The organism is Aquitalea sp. S1-19 (assembly GCF_024343515.1).
The window spans coordinates 18,829-40,387 of the sequence record NZ_RJTZ01000002.1 but is presented as its reverse complement, the minus strand read 5'-3'; the positions used below and the strand labels follow the sequence as shown (position 1 = coordinate 40,387).

Sequence of the window (21,559 nt, the reverse complement as noted above, 5' to 3'; positions counted from 1 at the left end):
TTAGACTGTTGCAATAATCGGACATATAAGGATTGAAGATGGATCGGCTGACAGCCTTGCAGGTCTTCGTCAACGTTGTCGAGCAAGGCAGCCTGAGCCGTGCTAGCGACAAACTGGACATGTCTCGCGCCATGGTGTCGCGCTATCTGGCTGAACTGGAGGACTGGATGGGGGTGCGCTTATTGCACCGCACGACCCGGCGACTCAGTCTGACGGGGCCGGGAGAAGAGGCGCTAAGGAATGCACGGGCCATGCTGGCACTGCAAGACGAAATGAAGCAAATCGCCGAGCGCGATGCAGAAGAACCCAAGGGGCTACTGAGAATTACCAGCAGTTACTCGCTTTCCCAAACGCTGCTGGCAGGGGTCGTTAATGACTATTTGGCTCGATACCCCGGCACATCTATCGATATCCTGCTGCAAGATAAAGTCGTCAATCTGGTCGAAGAGCGGATTGATCTGGCGCTCCGTATTACCAATAAACCGGATCCAAATCTGGTGGCCCGCCGCCTTGGCACTTGTCACTCGGTCGTATGTGCCAGCCCGGCTTATCTGGAAAAGCACCCAACCCCCATGAAGGTGCAGGATCTGGCAGTGCATAATTGCCTGTCCTATGCCTATTTCGGCAAGAGCATATGGGAATTCACAGGCCCTGATGGCCCCGAATCGGTACCGGTCTGCGGCAATTTAAGCGCAAACATCTCCAACCTGCTGCTGGAGGCGACCCTCAAAGGGACCGGCATCAGCATGCAGCCCCGTTATTCGGTACAGCCCTATATCGACCGGGGTGAGCTGATCCCGCTGCTGATAAAGTGGCAGCCGAAGAAAATCGATATCTACGGGGTATACAGCACGCGCAAACAGATGTCGCCGCTACTGCGCACCTTTCTCGATTTCTTGCTCGAGAGGATGGCGCTCGACCCGCTGTGGAGAGATTAAACCGCTAAAAATCGACATCCCTCATACCCATGGCACCAAGCGCCTACCGATACAAACGACTCACCGCAACTGTCGTGCACCATAGCGGAATGCATGCACGGCTTGAGCCGCGAGCCTGAATAGCTTGCAACTCAAGCCGCGCAGTCCTTCTGAGCGGGGCCAGTGTCAGGGCAAGACCGGGTAGTCGTTATAACCCTTGCTGCCGGCGGTATAGAGGGTATTGCGGTCGAAGCGCGCCAGCGGCAGGCCCTCGCGCAACCGGCGCGCCAGATCGGGGTTGGCGACATAGTGGCGCGCGAACGACACCGCGTCGCCGATGCCGGCATCAATCGCCAGATCGGCATCCGAACCGGAAAAACCGTCATTGAGGATGATGCCGCCGCCCCTGAAGTTGTCGCGCGCCAGTGCAAATGCGTCGATGTCGGTGCTGGGCGCACGCATCACGTGCAAATAGGCGAGATTCAGCGGCGAGGCGGCGCGCAGCAGCGCGGCATGGGTCGCGGCCGGGTCGACATCGGAGGTGTCGTTGTAGCTGTTGCCGGGATTGACGCGCAGGCCGACACGACCGGCACCGATGGCATCGGCCATCGCCCCCAGACATTCGGCTGCAAAGCGCACACGGTTTTCGGCTGTGCCGCCGTATTCGTCGGTGCGGGTGTTGGTGCCTGAACACATAAAGCTCATCGGCAGATAGCCGCTGGTGCAATGCAGCTCGACACCATCAAAACCGGCCTCGCGTGCCAGACGCGCGGCACGTGCGTGCTCGGCCACCACCGCGCGCACTTCGACCGTCGTCAGCGCCTCGGGGGTGTCGAAGGGCTGCATGCCGGCCGCGTCGGTATAGATTTCGCCGCGCGCGGCAATGGCCGACGGCGCGACGGTGCGCACATCCTCTCCCTTGATCTGGCGGCTGCCGATGCGCCCGCCGTGCATGATCTGCAGCACGATCGTGCCGCCAGCCTCGTGCACCGCATCGGTGATGCCGCGCCAGGCGCGCACCTGCTCCGCCGTGGCGATGCCGGGCTGGCGACAGTAAGCCTGCCCCTCGGGCGAAGGCCACGTCCCTTCGGCCACGATCAGGCCGGCACTGGCGCGCTGCGCGTAATAGTCGACCATCTCGGGGGTCGGCACACCGTGTGCGTCGGCGCGGTTGCGCGTCATCGGCGCCATCACGACGCGATTTTTCAGCTTGAGCTCACCCAAGGTGAGCGGGTCAAATAGCGTGGGCATGGTGGGTCCTGTGTGTGAAATGGCGGGGGTGGGCGCAGGAGGCACAATCTGAAAGGCACAGAAGCGGGGGACGCCGGTGGGTTACGCAGCCATTTCCTCGCGCCGCTACGCTTGCCGCGCTCGGTCAGCTGCTAACCCACCCTACTCACCGTACCCGGCCAGATCAGCCGCCCCGCACCTGCCGCGACTTAGCGCACCCGTATCTTCGGTGGCTGCGCATCACGGCGCATCGCCTTGAGAAAGCCTTCAAGCGGCGCGGGTGCCGCCACCTCGGGCAGGCTGTCCTTGTCCGGGCGCTGCGCCCAGAACGCCTGCCACGACGGAAAAATCTCGTGAAAGGTGCCGTGATAGGGCTCGCGCCCTGGCCAGCGCATTTTCATGTCGCCGACCGGCTGCTGGTTAAGGTCGCTGGCGTACCAGTAGCACGGCAGGCGGCGGCGGAAAAACCAGCGCCCGTCTATACGCTCGTAGTCGTCCCAGTACAGCATCTGCATCAGCACCCATTCGCGCCCGCACTCGTGCTCGTTCTTCGAGTACACCACGCCGATGGCGTGGTCTGGGTCGGAAAACTCGATGATGTGCTGGCCCAGATGGTGCGAGGTGCCGGTGAACTGGTGGCGCAGGGTATCGTCCACCCAGGCTTTCAGGTGCGCGCGCCCCACCTTGTCGCGGCCTACACGGATATCGGGCGCAAACAAATTCACATGCGCGTCCAGATCGCGCATGTCCAGCGACAGCGAGTATTTGCCGGCCAGCTGGCGGATGTCCTCGATGGACTCCAGCCGGTCGATGCGTTCATCCAATGTTTCTCTGGGCATGGCTTACTCCAGCGCGGTGATCAGATCGGCCGCGCGGCCACCGTCGACCGACAGGCAGGCGCCGGTAATGTAGCTGGCTTCGTCCGAGGCGAGGACCAGGATGGCATTGGCCAGCTCTTCGGGCGTGCCGACGCGGCGCATCGGGATCAGGCGCTCGGTGCCGGCACGGGTCTTGTCATCGGACAGCATGCCGGCGGTGGCCGGCGTTTCCACCACGCCCGGAATCACCACATTGGCGCGTATCCCCGCGGCCGCTCCTTCGCTGGCGGTGGCGCGGGTAAAGTTGATCACCGCGGCCTTGGCGGCCGAATAGCCGGCCATCCACGCGGTGCCGAACAGGCCGCAGATGGATGCGAGATTGACGATGGCGCCGCCACTGCCTTGCTCGGCAAAAATCTGCAGCGCGGTACGCGTACCCCAGAATGTGCCGTCAACGGTAGTGGAAAAATTGCTGCGCCATGCCTCAGTATCTGTGTCGGCGATACTGCCCCACGAGTAGGCCATCGCATTGTTGACCAGGATGTCGAGCCGGCCGCCGCGCCGCGCCGCCTCGCGGATCGCGCCGCTGAAAGCCGCCTCGTCGCTGACATCGGCCACCACATAGCCGGCCTTGCCGCCATGCGCGCGTATCGCCTCGACCACCGCCGCCAGCGGTTCTTCGCGCCGGCCGCAGATAAACACCTCGGCGCCCTCTTCGGCAAAGCGCAGCGCGGTCGCCGCACCGATACCGGAGCCGCCGCCGCTGATAAAGGCCACCTTGTTTTGCAGTCTGTTGCCCATGATCGCCCCCTTACTTGAAGTAGCTGCCGCCGTTGGCGACGATGTCGGCACCGGTGACCATGGCTGCGTCGTCGGAGGCGACAAAGGCGACGGTGCGGGCAATGTCTTCCGGCTCGGCCATGCGTCCCAGCGGAATGGCGGCAATCATGCTGTTGATCCACGCCTCGCCCACGGTCTGCATCATCGGGGTATTGGTCGGGCCCGGCACCACATTATTGACGCGGATGCCGCGCGGCCCCAGTTCGCGGGCCAGCGCGCGGGTCATGCCGTGCAGCGCGGCCTTGGATGCCACATAGTGCAAGCCGCCTTCGCCGGATAGGGCCGCCGTTGACGAAATATTGACGATGCTGCCCTTGATGCCGTGTTTGACCATCAGGCGCACCGCTTCACGCGTGCAGTAGAAGCTGCCATTGAGGTTGACGTTCATCACCCCCTGCCAGCCTTCGTCTTCCATATCGACAATCAGATCGGGGTAGACGGTGACGGTCTCGCCACGGGCCTGCTGCTCGCCACGCAAGGCAAGACGGGTCATCAGCTTGTCAAAACCATCGTTCTTGCTGCTGCCGATGCCGGCATTATTGATAAGCACATCGAAGCGGCCATAGCGGCTGTCCACCTCGGCAAACAGGGCCGCGACCGCCGCGCTGTCGGCGATATTGACGCTACGCGCGATGCTGTTTTCCAGACCGGCTACCGTTTCTTCGATGGCAGCCAGATTGATGTCGACCGCGACCACGGCCGCGCCTTCGCTTGCCAGTTGCCGCGCAATGGCGCGTCCCATGCCCTGCCCTGCGCCGGTGACCAGCGCTACCTTGCCTGCAAACCGCATCGCTCTTCTCCTGAAGACGGACACCCTGTCCGGTATGGCGCCATGGTCAGCCGGCGCACACAAAGGGTCATCGTCCGCGAAGACTAGGGGCGATTGCTGTATGGCAACAATGCAACGCCCCGCCATACACCTAGTAATGACATTTGAAAGACTCGTCACCAGACCTTACGCTGGGCCTGAACACGACTCGTCCGATCAGACGATGAGCGAAGTGCCGCCGCGCCTTAGCGTGAGCGCAGCACAATAAGAGGAAGAGACAGATGAATGCACATGTCGGCCAGTTGGCCAGCCTTGCCGCCGCCGAAGTGCTGGATCGCCAGCGCCAGGCCTTTATCGCCGAAGGCCATGTATCGGCCGCCGTGCGCCAGGACAGACTCGCGCGGCTGGAAGCGATGCTGAAAAAGCACGCCGAAGCACTGGCACTGGCACAGGACGCCGATGTCGGTGGTCGCCATCCCGGTTTTTCCATGATGAACGACGTGCTGGCGCCGCTCGCCTCGGTCAAGCACTGCCACAAAATGGCCGGCAAGTGGATGAAAACCGAGCGCCGCGCCGGCCTGATTCCGTTTTCGCTATTCGGCCAGAAAACCGAGCTACGCTACCAGCCCAAAGGCGTGGTCGGCATCATCGGCACCTGGAACGCGCCTGTCTTCACCCTGATCAGCCCGCTGGCCTATGTGCTGGCTGCCGGCAACCGCGCCATCCTCAAACCGTCGGAAATCGTGCCGGCCACCGCGCATGCGCTGGCCGTGGGCATCGCCGAATTTTTCAAGCCCGAAGAAATCACCGTGGTCGAAGGCGGCCCGGAAGTGGCTGACGCCATCACCCGCCTGCCGCTTGATCACCTGGTGTTCACCGGCTCGACCGCCATCGGCAAGAAAGTGATGCAGAACGCCAGCGCCAACCTCACACCGGTGACGCTCGAGCTGGGCGGCAAATCGCCGGTGATTATCGGCAAGAGTGCCGATCTTGAACGCGCAGCGCGCCATATCGCGCTGGGCAAGGGCAATAACTCGGGCCAGATCTGTGTGTCGCCGGACACCCTGTATGTGCATGAAAGCCGGCTCGATAGCCTGGTAGCCGCACTCAAGGCCGAATTTATCGCCCAGTTTCCAAAAATCAGCCACAACCCCGATGTGACCGCGGTGGTCAACGAGCGTCACTACCAGCGCGTCAAAGGCTATGTCGACGAGGCGCGCGCCGCCGGCACCCGTATCGAAACCGCAGGCGAGTTGCCCGGCGACGGCAGCCGCCGCCTGCCGATGGCCATCGTGGTCAATCCGGCAGGCAGCTTGCGCATTTCACAGGAAGAAATATTCGGACCGGCACTGATCGTGCGCAGCTACCGCGATGTCGAATCGGTGGTGGCCTCGATCAATGCCGGTGCCCACCCGCTGGCGCTGTATTACTTCGGCAAGGATGCCACCGAGGAGCGCTACATTCTCGACCATACGTTGTCGGGCGGCGTCGCCATCAACGAGGTGATGATGCACGCCGCGCTGCAGGACGCGCCCTTCGGCGGGGTCGGCGCTTCGGGCATGGGCAGTTACCACGGCCGCGAGGGCTTCCAGCAGTTTTCGCATTTGCGCAGCGTCTACCGTGCCGGCTGGTATGACCCGAGAAAAGCCATGGGCGTATTGCCGCCCTACAACGACAAATTTATGGCCACCATCAAAAAATGGGTGGGCGCATGAATACGGCCAAGCCCGTGGTGCTGATTACCGGCGCCAGCCGCGGCATCGGCAAGGCCACCGCGCTCAAGTTCGCACATGAAGGCTGGCATGTCGCCATCACCGCCCGCACCCAGACCGAAGGCCAGCAGCATGACTATCAGGTGCCAACCCGCGACGGCAAGACCCTGCCCGGCAGCCTGACCGGCACGCTTGCCGAACTGCAGCACTGGGACAGCGAGGCGCTGGCCATTCCCATGGATCTGCTGGACGCCGCTTCGGTTGATGCGGCGCTGGACGCGGTACTGGCACGCTTTGGCCGCATCGACGCGCTGGTCAACAACGCCGTCTACCAGAGCAGGCAACTGAATGCCCCGTTCATGGAGCTGGACAGCCAGGAGTGGGAGCGCGTGCTGCAAGCCTATGTGATCGCGCCACACCAGCTGACACGGCGCACGCTCAAGGTGATGCTGGAGCAAGGCAGCGGCGCCATCATCAATGTCAGCTCTGGCGCCGGCGAAGCCGATCCGCCGCTACCCGCAGCCGAGGGCGGCTGGGGTGTGGCCTATGGTGCTGGCAAGGCAGCGATGTCGCGCATGGCCGGCGTGATCGCGACCGAGCTTGGCGACGCCGGCATCCGCGCCTACACCGTCAACCCCGGCGTGGTTGCCACCGAAACCCTGAAAGCCACCATAGGTGACAACGGCGAGCTGGCACGGCGCCTGGGCGCCAACGCCCCCGAGCTGCCTGCTGCCGTCATCTACTGGCTGGCCAGTTCGACCGACACCCAATCATGGCAAAAATGCACCGTCCAGGTGCCGGAGTTTGCACTGGACGGCGATACGCTACGCACACCGACAAAGGACGCATCATGAACACACCCCGTACCCTGCTGGCACTGGCCGTCAGCCTGGCACTGCCGGCAATGGCGGCACCAAATCCGCGCCCTCCGGCCAACCCCTATTTGTCGGCCCCGGTCTATGGCGTCACCCATATGGACCCAAGCCAGAGCGACGCGATTCCGTATCAGGTCAAGCGCGGCACTTTCAAGGTCAATCTCGCCACCATGCCTCAGGTCGAGGCCGGCGTATTCAACAACTTCAACCTGCAGGCGGCGGTGCCGGGCTTTATGTGGGCGATCAGTACCGACCGCGTCAGCTACGTCGATGCACGCAATGGCGGCTGGAAACGACTCGCCTACTTTAGCTACCCGGGGCTGGAGCCGGTCAAGCCGGAGCAGCACCGCACCTTGCTGACCGGCAACTACAAGAGCGTCGCCGAAGTTGATGCCGCCACACGCAAGGCTTACGGCGCCGTGCCGGCGGCCTGGATGCGTAACGGCATCTACAGCGTGGCCGACAAGGACAACACCGTGTATGTCAGCGCCGGCTACACCATCATGGCGCTGGGGCTGAAAAACCCGGACAAGCCCGAAGAAGGCATCGAGCTCAAGCGCAGCATCAATATCAAGGAACATGTACGCAAGGGCACCACGCTGGTCGGGCTGGGCATCGACTGGAACGGGCGTCTGGTATTCGCCTCGGAAAGCCTGATGGGCACGCTGGACCGCGAGTTCAAGGAAAAGCCGCAGGTTTTCGAATACGGCGATGGCGAGATCAACTCCAACTCTTTCGCGCTGGATGAAAACAACGCCGTCTATATCGCAACCGACCATTACCTGCGCAAGATCGTGTTCAACGGCAAGGAGTTGTCGGACAAGGAAGAAGATGGCGGCTGGCGCAGCCGCTACGACACCGGCGACGTTCCGCCCACCATCAAATGGGGCACCGGCACCGGCTCGACCCCGACGCTGATGGGCTTTGGCCAGGACCCGGACAAGCTGGTGGTGATCACCGACGGCAGCAACAACATGAATCTGGTGGCATTCTGGCGCGACCAGATCCCGGCCGGCTTCCAGCAAAAGCCCGGCACCAAAAGCCGGCGCATTGCCGACCAGATCAAGATTACGGCCGGCTACAAGCAGCCGCCGGCTTTCCTGCAAAGCGAACAGTCGGTCAGCGTCAATGGCTACGGCGCTTTTGTCGTCAACAATATCGCCGAAGTCCCGATCAAGGACAAAATCATCGATGTGGTCGCCATCGGCCCGGTAACCCCGACCCCCAAAGGGGCGGAGCGCCTGCAATGGGATACGGGAAATGACCGCTGGCAGCGCGTCTGGAGCCGTCCGGATCTGGTATCGACCAGCATGGTGCCGGCCGTCAGCACCCCGTCCGGCATCGTCTTCGTCAACGGCTATACGGCCAAGGACGGCTGGGAAGTGACCGGGCTGGACTGGAACAGCGGCAAGACCGTCCACCGCACCCTGTTCGGCCACGACAACTACGGCAACGGTGCCTATTCCATCTTCCAGTTCCACGCCAATGGCGACCTGATGTTCAACTCCATCGCCGGGCCTTTCCGCGTCAAGCTGTGAGCTTGGCAGCCAGTCAGCAAAACGCCGGCATTAAGCCGGCGTTTTGTTTGGTGATGCCCACCATGGGCACTTAGCAACGTGGTGGGTTGCGCCGCTGCTTAGCGGCTAACCGCCCCTGCGAACTGCGCAGTGAACCTCTAACGGTTGAGCAGGTGATGACGAGGCGGTTGATCAGGCATGGAGATGGTGGGGCGGATTGCATTAGGTAAGTCGCCTAACGTAGATTTAACCAGCGCAGCGCGGCCTTATCGCGCAGCGACCAGAGAGCGAAGGAACGGGGTTGAGCGCCAGATTAGGCCTTGATGGCCCAGATACCAACGAAATTACCGGTGAATCCAGGATCTATTCCGTTGAAGGAAACCCCTTCGCATTCTAAAAGCTCTTGCCTGAGATTTGGAACTGCACTGGTTTCGACAAAATGCCGGAGTGCATTGGCCACAAACGATGCTGGTGAGTATTGGCGGCCGGTTCCTTCACCCATTGGAGTTGCCGCATTAGCAGAAGGATATTCTGTAACGAGGGCTTGCCACGTTAGTTCAGATCTCACTTCAAGTCGTTGGCAGATTTGGTACGCAGTCAGGAAGCGCCCTTGAGAAGCTCCAAGAATTGCGACTACTTCGTTTCTGATGTCTGCAAAGTGCATAAGTTGGTCTCCAGAAAATGCCTAATGTGAAATGTACATCTGTACAGGTGCACATCTAGCTAGCGTGTAAGAGCAAGCAGCCACATTCCACTATTTATATCTATTTTTCAAATACTTGGAATTAAGTGCGTCTGATAGCAGACCGCCAGAAATCACCATATGCTACGCAATGGATTTTAACATGCAAATTGGATTTTAATTGGCTGTATCCCACACACGTTGTGTGTTTGCTGTCGGCGATGAATGACACCCATGCGCCAGCAGCCCAACCCCGTGGGCTCGCGCCGGGGATGCCAGGGGCCGGGCGCATCCGGCCCCTGGCCGCATGTATTCCCTCGCGCCGCTGCGCTTGCCGCGCTCGGTCAGCGGAAGCGGCAAGTAAAAAATACGTCCGCGCAGCGGACACAAAACGGGGTAATAGCCAAACAAAACGCCGGCACTAGGCCGGCGTCTTTGTCTGGGACAATCAGACCGTCAATCAGGAAAAGCCACCACCACCGATGTACTCATGGGCACCGCCTGGCAGGCCAGCGTCCAGCCGTCGGCCAGATCGGCCTCGTCTAGTGCGCTATTGGCCAGCAACTTCACCTCGCCCTCGGTCACGCGGCACATGCACGAGGCGCAGCCGCCGACGCGGCACGAATGCGGCGCACGCATGCCGGCCTTGTCCATGGCATCGAGCAGGGTTTCGCCGCCGTGGGTCGCCATGCGGTAGGTTTCACCATCCAGCGTCACGCTCAGGCTCACTTCGGCCGGGCCGCTCCCCGCCTCGATCACCGCCGCCGCCTCGTTTTCTCCCGGCAGCGACACAAAGCGCTCTACATGTACGCGGCCTCTGGCCAAACCCAGCCCCGCCAGTGCGGCCTCGGCGGCGTCCATAAACGGCGCCGGGCCGCAGATAAAGGCTTCGGCCTCGGGCAGGTGGCGCGCCAGCGCAGCCAGCTGTTCGGCCGATGGCACGCCCTGTACGCTATCGAGCCAGTGGATCACGCTTAAGCGTGCTGGATAGTCGCCGGAGAGCCGGCGCAGTTCATCATGAAAAATCACCGAACGCTCGTCGCGGTTGGCGTACACCAGCAGCACCCGCCCCTTGCCATGCACGAGCGCGCTTTTGGCAATGGAAAACACCGGCGTGATGCCGCTGCCGCCGGCAAACAGCAACAGATCCTGCCCCGGGTGCTTGCAGGTAAACACCCCGGCCGGCGCCATCACCTGCAGCGTATCGCCGGCCTTGACCTCATCGCACAGCCAGTTGGAAGCCCGCCCGTCACGCACGCGCTTGACAGTCACCTTGAGCGCATCGTCTATGCCCGGGCAGCTGGACAGCGAATAGCAGCGCGGCAAGGCACCATCGGGGTGCGGAATGCGCAGGGTCAGGAACTGGCCGCTGGCATAGCGAAAAGTTTCGCCAAGTGCCGGCGGCAGCTTGAACACGATGGACTTGCTGTCGTGCGTCTCGTCAATCACGCGCTCGACGCTCAGGGTGTGGTAATGCGACATGGTGCGTCCTTTATTGTTATCGGCCGTGCTTACAAGCTCATCACCAGCTGGCCGCTATCAACGCGCATTTCGCTGCCGTTGACCGCGCGCGACTCATCCGAAGCCAGGAACAGCACCATATTGGCAACATCGCGTGGCAGGCACATCCGTGCCATCGGGTCGTAATCTATCGTGAGCTTGCTGATGTCCATGCCCTTCGGGTACATGCCCGCGGTGAGCGGTGTCAGGATACCGTCCGGATGAACCGAGTTGCAGCGGATGCGGTAGCGCTGCTTGCGGCAATGTACGGCGACCGAGCGCGTCAGCGCCGTCACCGCGCCTTTGCTGGCGCCATAGGCGGCAAAGGACTCCATGCCGCCCAGCGCCGTGACCGACGACATATTGATGATGCTGCCGCCCCGCTCCTTCATCGCGGCAACACCAGCCTTGCAGCCGAGAAAATAGCCGTCGCCATTGATCCGCATCACCTGCTGCCACGCCTCCAGCGTGCAGTCTTCGATGCTGGCCATCGGGCAGATGGCGGCATTATTGACCAGCACGTCAAGCTGGCCGAAATGCGACAACGTCCTGGCCATCACCGCATCCCAGCTGCTGGCATCGGCAATGTCGTGGCGGATAAAGATGGCGGCATCGCCGATCTCGCGGGCCAGCCCAAGACCGGCGTCGGCATTCACATCGCTGATCACGACCCGTGCGCCTTCGGCGGCAAACAACAGTGCGTCTTCGCGCCCGACGCCGCTGGCGGCACCGGTAATCAGGGCGACCTTGCCGGCCAGACGGCCAGCCTTGCTTGTTGCATTCATGGCGTCAACTCCTTGCTTGCGACTTTGTCGGAAATTTCAAGCGCGGCGTGGCGGGCGGCACGACGGCCCGAGAACACGCAATCGGCCAGCGACAGGCCCGAGATATACATATTGGACGGAATGCCGGTCGCGCAGCGACCGACAGCATACAGCCCACGTATGGCCTGACCATTCCCCAAAAGTACCTCGCCCGTCTCCTCGCTGACAACGAGGCCTCCCAGGGTAATGGACGACAAGGGGAAAAACTTGAATGCAGGCGACAGATCCAGTGCATACCAGGGGCCGCGCGCGAGTTCGCGCCGCATGGCCGGCGATTTGCCGACCACATCGTCACACTCGCCGCGTGCGGCGCGGTTATTGGCGGTGATGGCGGCACGCAGCGCAGCCGGCTCCATGCCCAGCTTGCGGGCCAGACGCTCGGGGGTGAAGGCGCGGGTCACGCCCAGCAGCATGCCGGCCAGCGCCGGCCATTTCTGGAAGCCCCACAACTCCTTGCCGAAACACTCGCGTATCGCCTGCCAGCGCAGGCGCGCATCCAGAATCAGCCAGGCACGGCCATTCTGGTGTTCGATAATCTCGTTGCCCAGCGTCGAGCCATACACCTCTTCGTTGCAAAAGCGCTCGCCTCGGGCATTGACCGCAATGCCCTTGGGCCAGGCATAGGGCGGCGAAATAAAGCGCCACGCCGACACCCTGTTCATATGCGCGCCGCGCCCGCCCGCCGACAGCCCCAGACGGATGCCCGACCCATCACAGCCGGTGCTGCCGTTGCGCCAGTTGGAGAGGTAACGCGGCGCATGGGCTTGCAGCATCTCGCGGTTGAACATGAAGCCGCCGCTGGCGAGCACCACGCCATGGAGGGCACGCACCAGTGTCGGCCTGGCGTGCGCAAGCTCGATCTCCAGCGTCTCGCGCCTGAGGCTTTCGGCGCGGTTTGGGTTGAACGGATAGCAGGCGTTGGCTTCGCGGTGTGCCGCCTTGTGACGCTCCGCCGCCTGTGAGCCTGGCGGAATCTGCCACACCTCGGCGCCGATCACGCGCCCGCTCGCATCCACCACCAGACGCCGCACCACGCTTTGCATTTGCACCATCGCGCCGCTGGCGCGGGTCGCCTTTTTCAGCGCGCCATACAAGGTGGCGCCGGACTGACCTGCCGACACGGTGCGATGGCCACGCATGGCAGGCGGGTGCTGGCCGGCCATCGCCGGCACCGTCTCGTTGCCCGAGTAATAGAGGAACACCCCGTCCGGCGGATAGGAGGTTTTCTGTTTGGGCGTGGTGCTGGCAAAACGCGCGCCATGTTTTTCCAGCCATTCGAGATTGGCGACGCTGTCGCGGCAGAAGCGCAATAGCGTGGCATCGGATACCACGCCTGCCGTTTCCTGCTTGAGGTATTCGAACATCGCCTCGGGCGAATCGCTAATGCCTGCCTCGCGCTGCTGGCGGGTACCGCCACCGGCGTACACCACTCCACCCGAGAGCTGGCTGGCACCGCCGCCCTCGAAGCGGTCGACCACCAGCACCTCGCGCCCGGATTCGCGCGCCTGCAAGGCGGCAGCCGCGCCGGCCGCACCAAAGCCCACCACCAGCACATCGGTCTGTTGCGCCCATGCAATTTCGGTCGCGTCGCCCACCCGTAGCGGCGGCAACACCTCGCTGCTGCTGACTTGCGGTTTGACTGTCCAGCGCGCGCTTAACATATTGCATACTCCTGAGAGGGGGTGGCGGATGGCAACGGCGCGCGCGCAATATGCTGTGCGGCACGATAGCCGAAGGTCAGCGCCGGGCCCAGCGTCGAGCCGGCACCGGGGTAGGATGGCCCCATCACCGAGGCCGAGGTATTGCCGATCGCGTACAGCCCGGCAATCGGCGCGCCACTCTGGTGCAGCACCTGCGCGTCCTCATTGGTCAGCAGGCCGCCCTTGGTGCCGATATCACCGGCATCGAGCTTCATCGCATAGAACGGCCCACAGCTCACGGGCGCGAGGCAAGGATTGGGTTTCACATTCACATCGCCGTAATAGCGGTCGAACACATTACTGCCCTTGCCGTAGTCGCGGTCCACGCCGCTGGCGGCGTCCTCGTTGACCCGCACGACGGTCGCGGCTAGGCCGGCGGCATCGATGCCGATCTGCGCCGCCAGGCTCTGTAGCGTGTCCGCCTTCCAGTACACGGTATTGAGCCAGCTTTTACGCAAGCGGCTGTCCGGTGCGACCTGGCCCGGCATCAAGGGGCCCATCGGGTATTTGTAACGGAAATCGGCATCGAAAATCAGCCACGCCGGCACGCAGCACCCGTTTTCTCGGTGGCGCGCATGCATGGCGGTGACGAATTCGAGATAGGGCTTGGCTTCATCGACAAAGCGCCGCCCCTCGCCGTCAACGGCGATGCAGCCGGGCAAGGAGCGCTCGGCAAACAGGCCGCGCTGGCTGTCTTCCTTGGGCACGGCCACCGTCGGCACCCACCATGCCCAGCCCATCAGGTCGGTCTGCGCACCCAGCGCCTGCGCCGCCACGAGTGTGTCGCCGGTGTTGTTAGGCGGCGTCACGCCCCACTGGGCGCTGTTGGGCTGCGGCAGGTACTGGTCGCGCAGCGCCTGATTGCGCTCGAAGCCGCCGGCAGCAAGCACCACGGCGCGGCGCGCCACGAATTCAATCGCTTTGCCATCGTGTTCGGCCAGCACGCCGCTGACGCGCTCGCTGCTACCGCTTAGTGCACGTAGCGGCGTATTCAGGTAAAGCGGGATATGGCGCGTCATCAACCCGTGCCTGAGGCCGGCCACCAGCGCGTTGCCCAGAGCCAGACGGCGGTCGGTGCGGCGGCCGGTTTTCTTGCGCCAGCGCCAGTCGAGCATAAAGCGCAGCATCAGCTTGGCGAATATCAGCTTCCAGCCTTTTTCCTTGGCCAGCATCTTGTGCGCGTCGCGCGCAGTCATGCTGACCTTGCCCATCAATAGCGTGGCCGGCGACGGAGAGCGCAAGCGCGCAAGCTCATCCCCCAGCAGCGCGCCATCAAACAGCTCAGGATCCATAGTGCGCCCGCCTTCGCGTGCGCCAGGCAGATCCGGATAGTAGTCAGGGTAGCGATGACAGGCGGCGTAACGCACGCGAGTGGCGCTCGTCATATAGCGCACCATTTCGGCGGCGGTATCGACATAAGCGACCAAACGTTTGTCGTCGACCTGCCCCTGCGCCGCCGCGCGCATATACGTGAGCGCCGTCTCGCGCGTATCTTTTATCTGCTCGTTCAGCGGAATCCAGATGCCGCCACCCGAAATGGCCGAAGTGCCGCCGTACTGTTCGCTTTTTTCCAGCACCACGACACTCAGGCCCTCGTCGTGCGCCTTGATCGCAGCGAGCATCGCGCCGGCGCCGGAGCCCACCACCACCACATCAAATTCCTGTTTCATCGGTCCATTCCTTTGCTAGGCATCCGCCGCCCGCAGCGAATGCCGCGAGCACTTGAGTCAGGCTTACAGGAACGGGTCCAGCGTCTGTTCGTTCTTGAGCAAGGTGGCCGCCAGGCCGCGGCCGAACATATCGGTGTTGTTGGCGATATGCGCGCGCCCGGTCATCAGGTCGAGGAAGATGCGGGTCAGCTGATTCTTGCGGTAGGTGCCGGCGCCACCGCAGCAGCGCAGCAACTGGTTGACCAGCTCGCCGCTCTGGTAGGCAACGCGGGTGAGCTGATAGCGCCAGGCCATACGCGTGTTGGGATCAACCGGCTCGCCGGTTTCTGCCGCCGCATACGCGCGCCGGTAGTGTTCAAGGCGCAGCGTGCGCATTTCTTCGTAAGCGGTAATCGCCTGCGCGTACGCCAGTTGCGCATTGGGGTCTTCGATGGCGCGGTTGCCCATATTCTTGCCGACCAGCGGCGTGGCGAAGTCACGGAAGGCTTCGGTCGCGCCCTTGAGTGCGCCAATGCAGGAATTGGAGACTGCAGGGATAAACATCTGGGCAAACGGGATGCGATACAGAGGCGAGGTATTGAGTTCGCGCCCCGGGTGCGCCGCTTCCACATGCTGGTTGGTCGCGTGGGTGCGGTGCACCGGCACGAAAGCATCTTCGACCACGATATCGTGGCTGCCGGTGGCCCTGAGGCCGATCACATCCCAGTTGCGCTCGATGCGGTAGTCGGACTTGGGTAACAGGAAGGTGCGGTAGGTGTCGCCGCCCTTGCCTTCTGTGGGCTTGAGGTTGCCGCCGAGGAAGACCCAGTCGCAACGCTCGCAACCGGTGGAGAAGCTCCAGCGCCCGCTGATGCGGTAGCCGCCGTCCACTTCGGTGACCTTGGCCACCGGCATATAGGTCGACGCGATCAGCGTGCTGCTGTCCCCGCCCCACACCTCCTGCTGTGCCTGATCAGGGAACAGCCCCAGCTGCCACGGATGCACACCGACCACCCCATACATCCACGCGGTCGACATGCAGCCCTCGGCCAGCGCGAACTGCACCTCGGCAAACACCGCCGGATGCATCTCGTAACCGCCATAACGCTTGGGCTGCAAGATGCGAAAGAGGCCCGCCTCCTGCATGTCGGCAATGGTTTCGGCCGGAATGGTCTGTTCGCGCTCGGCGCGCTCGGCACGCTCTTTCAGCGCCGGTATCAGCGCGCGGGCACGGGCAATCAGTTGTTCAGCGGTGGCTTGGGTCATGGCATCTCTCCTGGCTTGTCTAAGCCCTGTAGGCTGATGCAGATACTTCCACCTTGACGCCAGTACGGAATCGTCTGATTGGATTAGGGGCTTTGCTGCACAAAAAGCTCAAGCCCACAAAACCCATTTCCCCACGCGCAATTAGGCCAAAGCCACCGTCTCGGGCCCTCCGGCGCGTGAAATTCTGCTTGAACTAAGGCAGCGCGGCATGGTTGGCGGGCAGGAAGACAACCCAACTCGATAAGGCGCGGCAACAAATGGCTGCCGCGTTGGTCGCTTCTTGATTGGCGACGTCCAAACCATGAGTGCCCGGTAAAGATCGCTAAAACCGGACACGATTTTTAAACCGCCCAGCAAGGCCCGGCACATGACCGGGCTTTTTATATTGATGGCAGACGCTTTTTATAAAAATATCGGCAAATAACCTTACTGATAACAATGCAATAAAATATCTATGACATAATTGACGCAATGCAAAATTCACTCTAGGAGATTTCATGATGATGATGCATAGCAACCCCTTTGCGCGTGTACTGATCCTGATTGGTGCGCTATCTGCACTACTGCTGGCCTGTTTCATAGGCTTGATGAAAGCCAGCAACAACCTTGAACAGGCCTATCAGGCGCAATATCACTCCTACCTGCTCGCGGACGAGTTTCGCCAGTCTTCGGATGATTTGACCCGCACCGCACGTACCTTTGTCGTGACCGGTGATCCACGCTTTCAGAGCGAATACCAGACTATTGCCGACATGCTTGACGGCAAAGTCGCACGCCCGCAGGAGGCCGAACGCATTTACTGGCCTTTCATTGAGGCTGGCGGCAGCAAGCCGCGCCCGGACGGCGAAAAGGTCGCCCTGCTTGAATTGATGAAGCAGGCCGGCTTCACCCCGGAAGAGCTGGCCAAGCTGGATGAGGCAAAGCAGGCGTCCGATGCGCTGATCAAGCTGGAAGAAGAGGCAATGAAACTGGCAAGCGGCACACCGGAAGATCAGGCGCGTGCACGCGAATTGGTACACGGCCCGCGCTATCACGCCCAAATCGCCCAGATCATGAAACCGGTCGATGCCTTTTTTGGCTTGCTGAAAACCCGTTCGGCACAGGCCGTTTCCCAGGCAGAGCAGATCAAAACCGGCATTTCAATTTTACTGGCATGCCTGATGGTCGCCATATTTACCGCGCTGTGGCTGGCTAACCGCACCTTGCGCACCCAGCTTGGCGGCTCGGTCGACAGCGCCCATCGCAGCATTACCACCTTTGCCGCCGGCGATTTTTCGCAAGCAGTGAGCTACACCGGCCGTGAAAGCATACTCGGCCAGCTTGAAACCATGCGCCAGTCGCTGCAAGGCACGCTGGCCAGTGTGCGCGAACAAAGCCGCGAGGTCGCGATCTCGGCAGGAGAAATGGACCATGCCGCCAGCGAGGTTTCCAAAAGCTCCAGCCATCAAGCAGAGGCTGCCAGCGGCATGGAAGCCGGAATGCAGCAAGTGTCGGCCAGCATGGATGGGGTGGCACACTCCGCCAGCCGGGTCGATGCACAAAGCCGGGATACCCGCGAAGTAGCCGAGCGCGGCGCAGGCATTATCACCGCCACCGTGCGCGAGATCGAGGGTATTGCTACAGCCGTTGAAGCCGCCGCCGGCTCGGTAAGCGAACTTGGCCGCAAGGGAAGCGAAATTGGCAGCATCGTGCAGGTGATCAAGGATGTCGCCGACCAGACCAATCTGCTGGCACTGAATGCCGCCATCGAGGCCGCGCGGGCCGGCGAGCAGGGGCGTGGTTTCGCGGTGGTGGCAGACGAAGTCAGAAAGCTGGCCGAGCGCAGCGCACGGGCCGCTGCCGATATTTCGGAACGAATAGGCGAAATCGGTCACGGCACCGCACAGTCGGTCGAGCGCATGCAGGTCGTCAGCAACAAAGTCGAGTCCGGCGTCAAACTGGCTCAGGATGCAGGCAGCGCCATGCAAGCCATCCATAAACGGACGATGGACCTGGAGCGCGAGACCGCCGAGATTGCGCGTGCGATCGAAGAACATGTCAGTGCCAATAGCCACATCAATGCCCATGTCGAGAATATCGGTGTGATCGCCGAGCAGAATCAGCGTGTCGCTGACAATGCAGCCTCTGCCGCGCAGCAAATGACGGCACTAAGCGAAGCGATGCAGGCACAGGTCGAGCACTTCCGCGTCTGAGTAAAGCGAGGCGCCGTTGTCAGGATACTGAATAAAAAACAAAAGCCCGACACCACAAGATGTCGGGCTTTCAAGCTTTGATGACGGATTTACTGCTGTACCGCCATTCCCTTCACGCGAATGATGACACGGCGGTCAGGCTGCAAGCACTTGATCAGTTCGGCGCGCGGTTTCACATTGTCGCACTGGTTGCCGGTCACAGGATCAGCCTTGCCAAAGCCTTCGGCGGTGATGATGCCGGCTGGAATGCCCTGTTGAACAAGGAAATCCGCAACCGTCGCCGCACGCTCCTTGGAGAGCTTCATATTGTAGGCATCCGAACCGATGCGGTCGGTGTAACCGGCAATATTAATGGCGGCTTCTTGTGGGCGTGCCTGCTTGATCTGCTGGGCAATGGTCGACAGTTCAGCCACGCCGGCATCATTGAGGTTCGCCTTATTGAAGGCAAACAGGGTGTCACCCTTCAGGGCGAACTCCATCAATTGCACCGGTGCAGGTGCCGGTGGTGGTGTCACCACGGCAACCGGCACAGGGGCAGGCGCACCGCCGAAGTGGTAAGTCAAGCCTAATGACAACAAGCCATTGTCAGTACGGAGTCTGTTGTCTCCAGTTTTACCTAACCGATAGTTGTATTGATACTCGAAGCGGCTCGACCAGTTCTTATCGAACGCATAATCAAGACCTACCGCCCCCAAGGGTGAAGCACCGCTATGGCTTTCGCCTAAGCCATCCGCACGATAAGCAGCAACACCTATGCGGGAATAAAGATCCAGACTATCGGCCAAGGGTACGCTGAATTTACCCGACAATTGCAAAATCTGGAATTTGGCCTTGCCTTCCTCTTGCCCGGAAAATTTATCAACCCTTTGCTTGCCTAGGTAGTCATAGCCCCCTTCCAACGCAAACCAGTCGTTGATCTGGTAACCGCCATATACACCACCGCCGACCTCGTCACTATTACTGTTATGCCCCTCCATCAATCCGGGAGCATAGTTTTGATTGTAAAAATCAGACCAACCCACCTTGGCCCCAAAATAGCCGGGCTCATCGACATTAGCAGCATGCGCCAGAGGCAGTGCAGCCAGGCCGGCAAGTGACAACAAAACGCGCAAAGATTTTTTCATGAACCGCTCCTAATCCGGATGATGGCAACACAAGCTGTGCGCAACGCCCATTACGCCCAACTCACGATTCCAGTATGGGTAGACGAAAACGCGAAATGCCATGTTTTGTTGCATTAAAACCCGGATATAAGAGCGAAGCGCGTAGCTGAAATACAACACAACGCATTGTTGCATGCTCAGCCCAGACCGCAGATGCGCCCATCCTCCACATCGATGTGGTAAGCCTGCGGCGAACGCGGCAGACCGGGCATGCGCAGCACCTTGCCCACTAACGCCACGACAAAACCGGCACCCGTATTGGGTAGCAATCTGGCAACCGGCAAAACGAAGCCATCCGGCGCACCACGCAGCGCAGGATCATGGCTAAACGAGTATGGCGTTTTGGCCACACACACCGGCAAGCGATCCAGGCCCCATGCCTGCAAGCGCGCCAGATCATCCTCCGCCTCCGGTGACAGGGCGACGCCCGCGCCGCCATAAAGCTGGCGGCTTAGCGTATCCAGTTTTTCGCTTAATGTCGCATCCGCCGGATAGCTAAAGCGTACCGCCGGCGCCGACTCCTGCCCAGCTGCCATCACGGCGCGCGCCAGATCCAGCGCGCCTTCGCCGCCTCTGGCAAAACCGTCACAGACGGCAAAGCCAGCAGCACCGGCTTCGCGACTCGCTTGCGCGACCACGGCAATTTCATCTTCGCTATCGCCGGCAAAACGGTTGAGCGCGACCACCACGCGCTGGCCAAAGCTTGCCAGATTGGTCAGGTGGCGGTGCAAATTGGGCAGACCGACAGTGAGCGCGGCCAGATGGGCTTGCGAACAGGCCGCCAGCTCTACTTTGCCATGCCACTTCAGCGCCTTGAGCGAGGTCACCAGCACGGTCACGGCAGGTGCCAGCCCGCTTTGCCGGCATTTGATATTGAAGAATTTTTCCGCGCCAAGATCGGCACCAAAACCGGCTTCGGTAATCGCCCAATCGGCACAGGACAGGGCGGCACGGGTCGCGCGCACCGAGTTGCAACCATGGGCAATATTGGCAAACGGTCCACCATGAACAAAAGCTGCATTACCTTCCAGTGACTGCACCAGATTCGGTTTGAATGCGTCCAGCAGCAAGGCCATCAGGGCACCCGTGATGCCCAGTTCGCGCGCATAAAATGGGGTGCCGTCACTACGCAGCCCCAGCAACAAACCATCCAGTCGCCGGCGCAAATCAGCTTCGTCTTCGGCCAGACACAGCACCGCCATGATTTCCGAGGCCGCGGTAATATCGAAACCGGTATCGGCCGGAATGCCGTGCGCCGGCCCGCCAAGGCCGGTCACCATATGGCGCAGCGAGCGGTCATTGACATCCAGCACCCGGCGCCAGTAAACGGTTTCAAGATCAGCCAGCGCATGGTGGCGCACATTGTCCAGCATGGCGGCGATCAGATTATTGGCGCTGGTGATGGCGTGAAAATCGCCGGTGAAATGCAGATTGATCGCTTCCATAGGCAATAGCTGCGCATAACCACCGCCAGCCGCCCCACCCTTCATGCCAAAGCAGGGGCCAAGCGAAGGCTCGCGCAAGGCCAAAGCGGCCGACTCGCCCAGGCGCTTCAGACCTTGTGCCAGCGCAATCGATACCGTGGTCTTGCCACTGCCAGACGGCGTACCGCTGGTAGCCGTAACCAGTACCAGCTTGCCCGCAGGCGCCCTGCCAGGAGCACGGGTGACCTTGGCCTTATCACGGCCATAGGGTTCGTATTCGCTCGGAGAAAAACCCAGCGTACCGGCTAACACATCAATGGGGATAAGCGTAGCAGACTGGGCAATTTCGATATCGGATAGCATCGGCAGACTCGGCAGGAGGAGATGAGCCGATAGAGTAAAGAAAGCGGAAGCTTTCAACCATGAGCCAGATCAGATGATTGCGTCGCCAATGCCGCGATTGAAATGAAACGCGAGGGCG

Annotated in this window: 17 protein-coding genes; 5 read left to right on the top strand and 12 right to left on the bottom strand. The window is 61.5% G+C overall.

The features are described from left to right. Positions 1-38: 38 nt before the first annotated feature. On the top strand, positions 39-938 hold the full coding sequence (locus EGI20_RS00610; RefSeq protein ID WP_498628770.1) for a LysR family transcriptional regulator: 900 nt from the start codon (positions 39-41) through the stop codon (positions 936-938). 165 nt (positions 939-1,103) lie between these two features. Here EGI20_RS00610 and EGI20_RS00605 read toward each other — a convergent pair whose 3' ends face one another. From EGI20_RS00605 to EGI20_RS00590, 4 genes are all read right to left on the bottom strand, one after another. Beyond that, positions 1,104-2,168 (bottom strand): alkene reductase, encoded by a 1,065-nt coding sequence (locus EGI20_RS00605; protein WP_498628768.1) that lies wholly within the window; start codon positions 2,166-2,168, stop codon positions 1,104-1,106. 188 nt (positions 2,169-2,356) lie between these two features. Beyond that, positions 2,357-2,986 (bottom strand): nuclear transport factor 2 family protein, encoded by a 630-nt coding sequence (locus tag EGI20_RS00600; RefSeq protein ID WP_498628767.1) that lies wholly within the window; start codon positions 2,984-2,986, stop codon positions 2,357-2,359. A gap of 3 nt (positions 2,987-2,989) precedes the next feature. Next, on the bottom strand, positions 2,990-3,766 hold the full coding sequence (locus EGI20_RS00595) for an SDR family NAD(P)-dependent oxidoreductase (protein WP_498628765.1): 777 nt from the start codon (positions 3,764-3,766) through the stop codon (positions 2,990-2,992). Positions 3,767-3,776: 10 nt separating this feature from the next. After that, the gene (locus tag EGI20_RS00590) at positions 3,777-4,595 is read right to left on the bottom strand and encodes an SDR family NAD(P)-dependent oxidoreductase (protein ID WP_498628763.1); all 819 of its coding nucleotides are present in this window, start codon (positions 4,593-4,595) and stop codon (positions 3,777-3,779) included. A gap of 260 nt (positions 4,596-4,855) precedes the next feature. Here EGI20_RS00590 and EGI20_RS00585 point away from each other — a divergent pair, with 260 nt between their 5' ends. The 3 genes from EGI20_RS00585 to EGI20_RS00575 are packed head-to-tail and all read left to right on the top strand — an operon-like array spanning position 4,856 to position 8,699. Further along, a complete protein-coding gene (locus tag EGI20_RS00585) occupies positions 4,856-6,289 on the top strand; it encodes a coniferyl aldehyde dehydrogenase (RefSeq protein ID WP_498628761.1) in 1,434 nt (477 codons plus the stop codon). After that, positions 6,286-7,140, top strand: a complete 855-nt coding sequence (locus EGI20_RS00580; protein ID WP_498628760.1) for an SDR family NAD(P)-dependent oxidoreductase — start codon at positions 6,286-6,288, stop codon at positions 7,138-7,140. The genes EGI20_RS00585 and EGI20_RS00580 overlap by 4 nt, the downstream gene beginning before the upstream one ends. Further along, the gene (locus tag EGI20_RS00575; protein ID WP_498628758.1) at positions 7,137-8,699 is read left to right on the top strand and encodes a hypothetical protein; all 1,563 of its coding nucleotides are present in this window, start codon (positions 7,137-7,139) and stop codon (positions 8,697-8,699) included. Before EGI20_RS00580 ends, EGI20_RS00575 begins: the two co-directional genes overlap by 4 nt. 292 nt (positions 8,700-8,991) lie before the next feature. Here the strand turns inward: EGI20_RS00575 and EGI20_RS00570 are convergent, their stop codons facing one another. The 6 genes from EGI20_RS00570 to EGI20_RS00545 all read right to left on the bottom strand — a co-directional run bounded on the left by EGI20_RS00570 (position 8,992) and on the right by EGI20_RS00545 (position 16,299). Further along, positions 8,992-9,342, bottom strand: coding sequence for a hypothetical protein (locus EGI20_RS00570; RefSeq protein WP_498628756.1), 351 nt, complete (start codon positions 9,340-9,342; stop codon positions 8,992-8,994). Between the two features lie 474 nt (positions 9,343-9,816). After that, positions 9,817-10,842, bottom strand: coding sequence for a 2Fe-2S iron-sulfur cluster-binding protein (locus tag EGI20_RS00565; protein WP_498628754.1), 1,026 nt, complete (start codon positions 10,840-10,842; stop codon positions 9,817-9,819). Between the two features lie 29 nt (positions 10,843-10,871). Further along, a complete protein-coding gene (locus EGI20_RS00560) occupies positions 10,872-11,645 on the bottom strand; it encodes an SDR family oxidoreductase (protein ID WP_498628752.1) in 774 nt (257 codons plus the stop codon). Beyond that, entirely contained in the window at positions 11,642-13,345 is a 1,704-nt protein-coding gene (locus tag EGI20_RS00555; RefSeq protein WP_498628750.1) for an FAD-binding protein, read from the bottom strand. Before EGI20_RS00555 ends, EGI20_RS00560 begins: the two co-directional genes overlap by 4 nt. Further along, complete coding sequence (locus EGI20_RS00550; protein WP_498628749.1) at positions 13,339-15,054, bottom strand: FAD-binding protein; 1,716 nt, start codon at positions 15,052-15,054, stop codon at positions 13,339-13,341. Before EGI20_RS00550 ends, EGI20_RS00555 begins: the two co-directional genes overlap by 7 nt. Before the next feature lie 63 nt (positions 15,055-15,117). Then, the gene (locus tag EGI20_RS00545) at positions 15,118-16,299 is read right to left on the bottom strand and encodes an acyl-CoA dehydrogenase family protein (RefSeq protein ID WP_498628747.1); all 1,182 of its coding nucleotides are present in this window, start codon (positions 16,297-16,299) and stop codon (positions 15,118-15,120) included. A 497-nt stretch (positions 16,300-16,796) separates the two neighbouring features. On the opposite strand from EGI20_RS00545, the gene EGI20_RS00540 reads away from it, so the two are divergent. Next, complete coding sequence (locus EGI20_RS00540) at positions 16,797-18,491, top strand: methyl-accepting chemotaxis protein (protein WP_498628745.1); 1,695 nt, start codon at positions 16,797-16,799, stop codon at positions 18,489-18,491. Positions 18,492-18,580: 89 nt separating this feature from the next. Here the strand turns inward: EGI20_RS00540 and ompA are convergent, their stop codons facing one another. Beyond that, the gene (ompA, locus tag EGI20_RS00535; RefSeq protein WP_498628742.1) at positions 18,581-19,615 is read right to left on the bottom strand and encodes a porin OmpA; all 1,035 of its coding nucleotides are present in this window, start codon (positions 19,613-19,615) and stop codon (positions 18,581-18,583) included. A gap of 176 nt (positions 19,616-19,791) precedes the next feature. Further along, entirely contained in the window at positions 19,792-21,441 is a 1,650-nt protein-coding gene (locus EGI20_RS00530) for a formate--tetrahydrofolate ligase (protein ID WP_498628740.1), read from the bottom strand. Between the last annotated feature and the right edge of the window lie 118 nt (positions 21,442-21,559).

Bases quoted from the DNA above. Each gene is read 5' to 3' on its own strand.
- EGI20_RS00595 (WP_498628765.1), bottom strand. From the start codon at position 3,766: ATGGGCAACAGACTGCAAAACAAGGTGGCCTTTATCAGCGGCGGCGGC.
- ompA (WP_498628742.1), bottom strand. From the start codon at position 19,615: ATGAAAAAATCTTTGCGCGTTTTGTTGTCACTTGCCGGCCTGGCTGCA.
- EGI20_RS00565 (WP_498628754.1), bottom strand. From the start codon at position 10,842: ATGTCGCATTACCACACCCTGAGCGTCGAGCGCGTGATTGACGAGACG.
- EGI20_RS00545 (WP_498628747.1), bottom strand. From the start codon at position 16,299: ATGACCCAAGCCACCGCTGAACAACTGATTGCCCGTGCCCGCGCGCTG.
- EGI20_RS00540 (WP_498628745.1), top strand. From the start codon at position 16,797: ATGATGATGATGCATAGCAACCCCTTTGCGCGTGTACTGATCCTGATT.
- EGI20_RS00605 (WP_498628768.1), bottom strand. From the start codon at position 2,168: ATGCCCACGCTATTTGACCCGCTCACCTTGGGTGAGCTCAAGCTGAAA.
- EGI20_RS00610 (WP_498628770.1), top strand. From the start codon at position 39: ATGGATCGGCTGACAGCCTTGCAGGTCTTCGTCAACGTTGTCGAGCAA.
- EGI20_RS00600 (WP_498628767.1), bottom strand. From the start codon at position 2,986: ATGCCCAGAGAAACATTGGATGAACGCATCGACCGGCTGGAGTCCATC.
- EGI20_RS00585 (WP_498628761.1), top strand. From the start codon at position 4,856: ATGAATGCACATGTCGGCCAGTTGGCCAGCCTTGCCGCCGCCGAAGTG.
- EGI20_RS00580 (WP_498628760.1), top strand. From the start codon at position 6,286: ATGAATACGGCCAAGCCCGTGGTGCTGATTACCGGCGCCAGCCGCGGC.
- EGI20_RS00550 (WP_498628749.1), bottom strand. From the start codon at position 15,054: ATGAAACAGGAATTTGATGTGGTGGTGGTGGGCTCCGGCGCCGGCGCG.
- EGI20_RS00575 (WP_498628758.1), top strand. From the start codon at position 7,137: ATGAACACACCCCGTACCCTGCTGGCACTGGCCGTCAGCCTGGCACTG.
- EGI20_RS00570 (WP_498628756.1), bottom strand. From the start codon at position 9,342: ATGCACTTTGCAGACATCAGAAACGAAGTAGTCGCAATTCTTGGAGCT.
- EGI20_RS00590 (WP_498628763.1), bottom strand. From the start codon at position 4,595: ATGCGGTTTGCAGGCAAGGTAGCGCTGGTCACCGGCGCAGGGCAGGGC.
- EGI20_RS00530 (WP_498628740.1), bottom strand. From the start codon at position 21,441: ATGCTATCCGATATCGAAATTGCCCAGTCTGCTACGCTTATCCCCATT.
- EGI20_RS00555 (WP_498628750.1), bottom strand. From the start codon at position 13,345: ATGTTAAGCGCGCGCTGGACAGTCAAACCGCAAGTCAGCAGCAGCGAG.
- EGI20_RS00560 (WP_498628752.1), bottom strand. From the start codon at position 11,645: ATGAATGCAACAAGCAAGGCTGGCCGTCTGGCCGGCAAGGTCGCCCTG.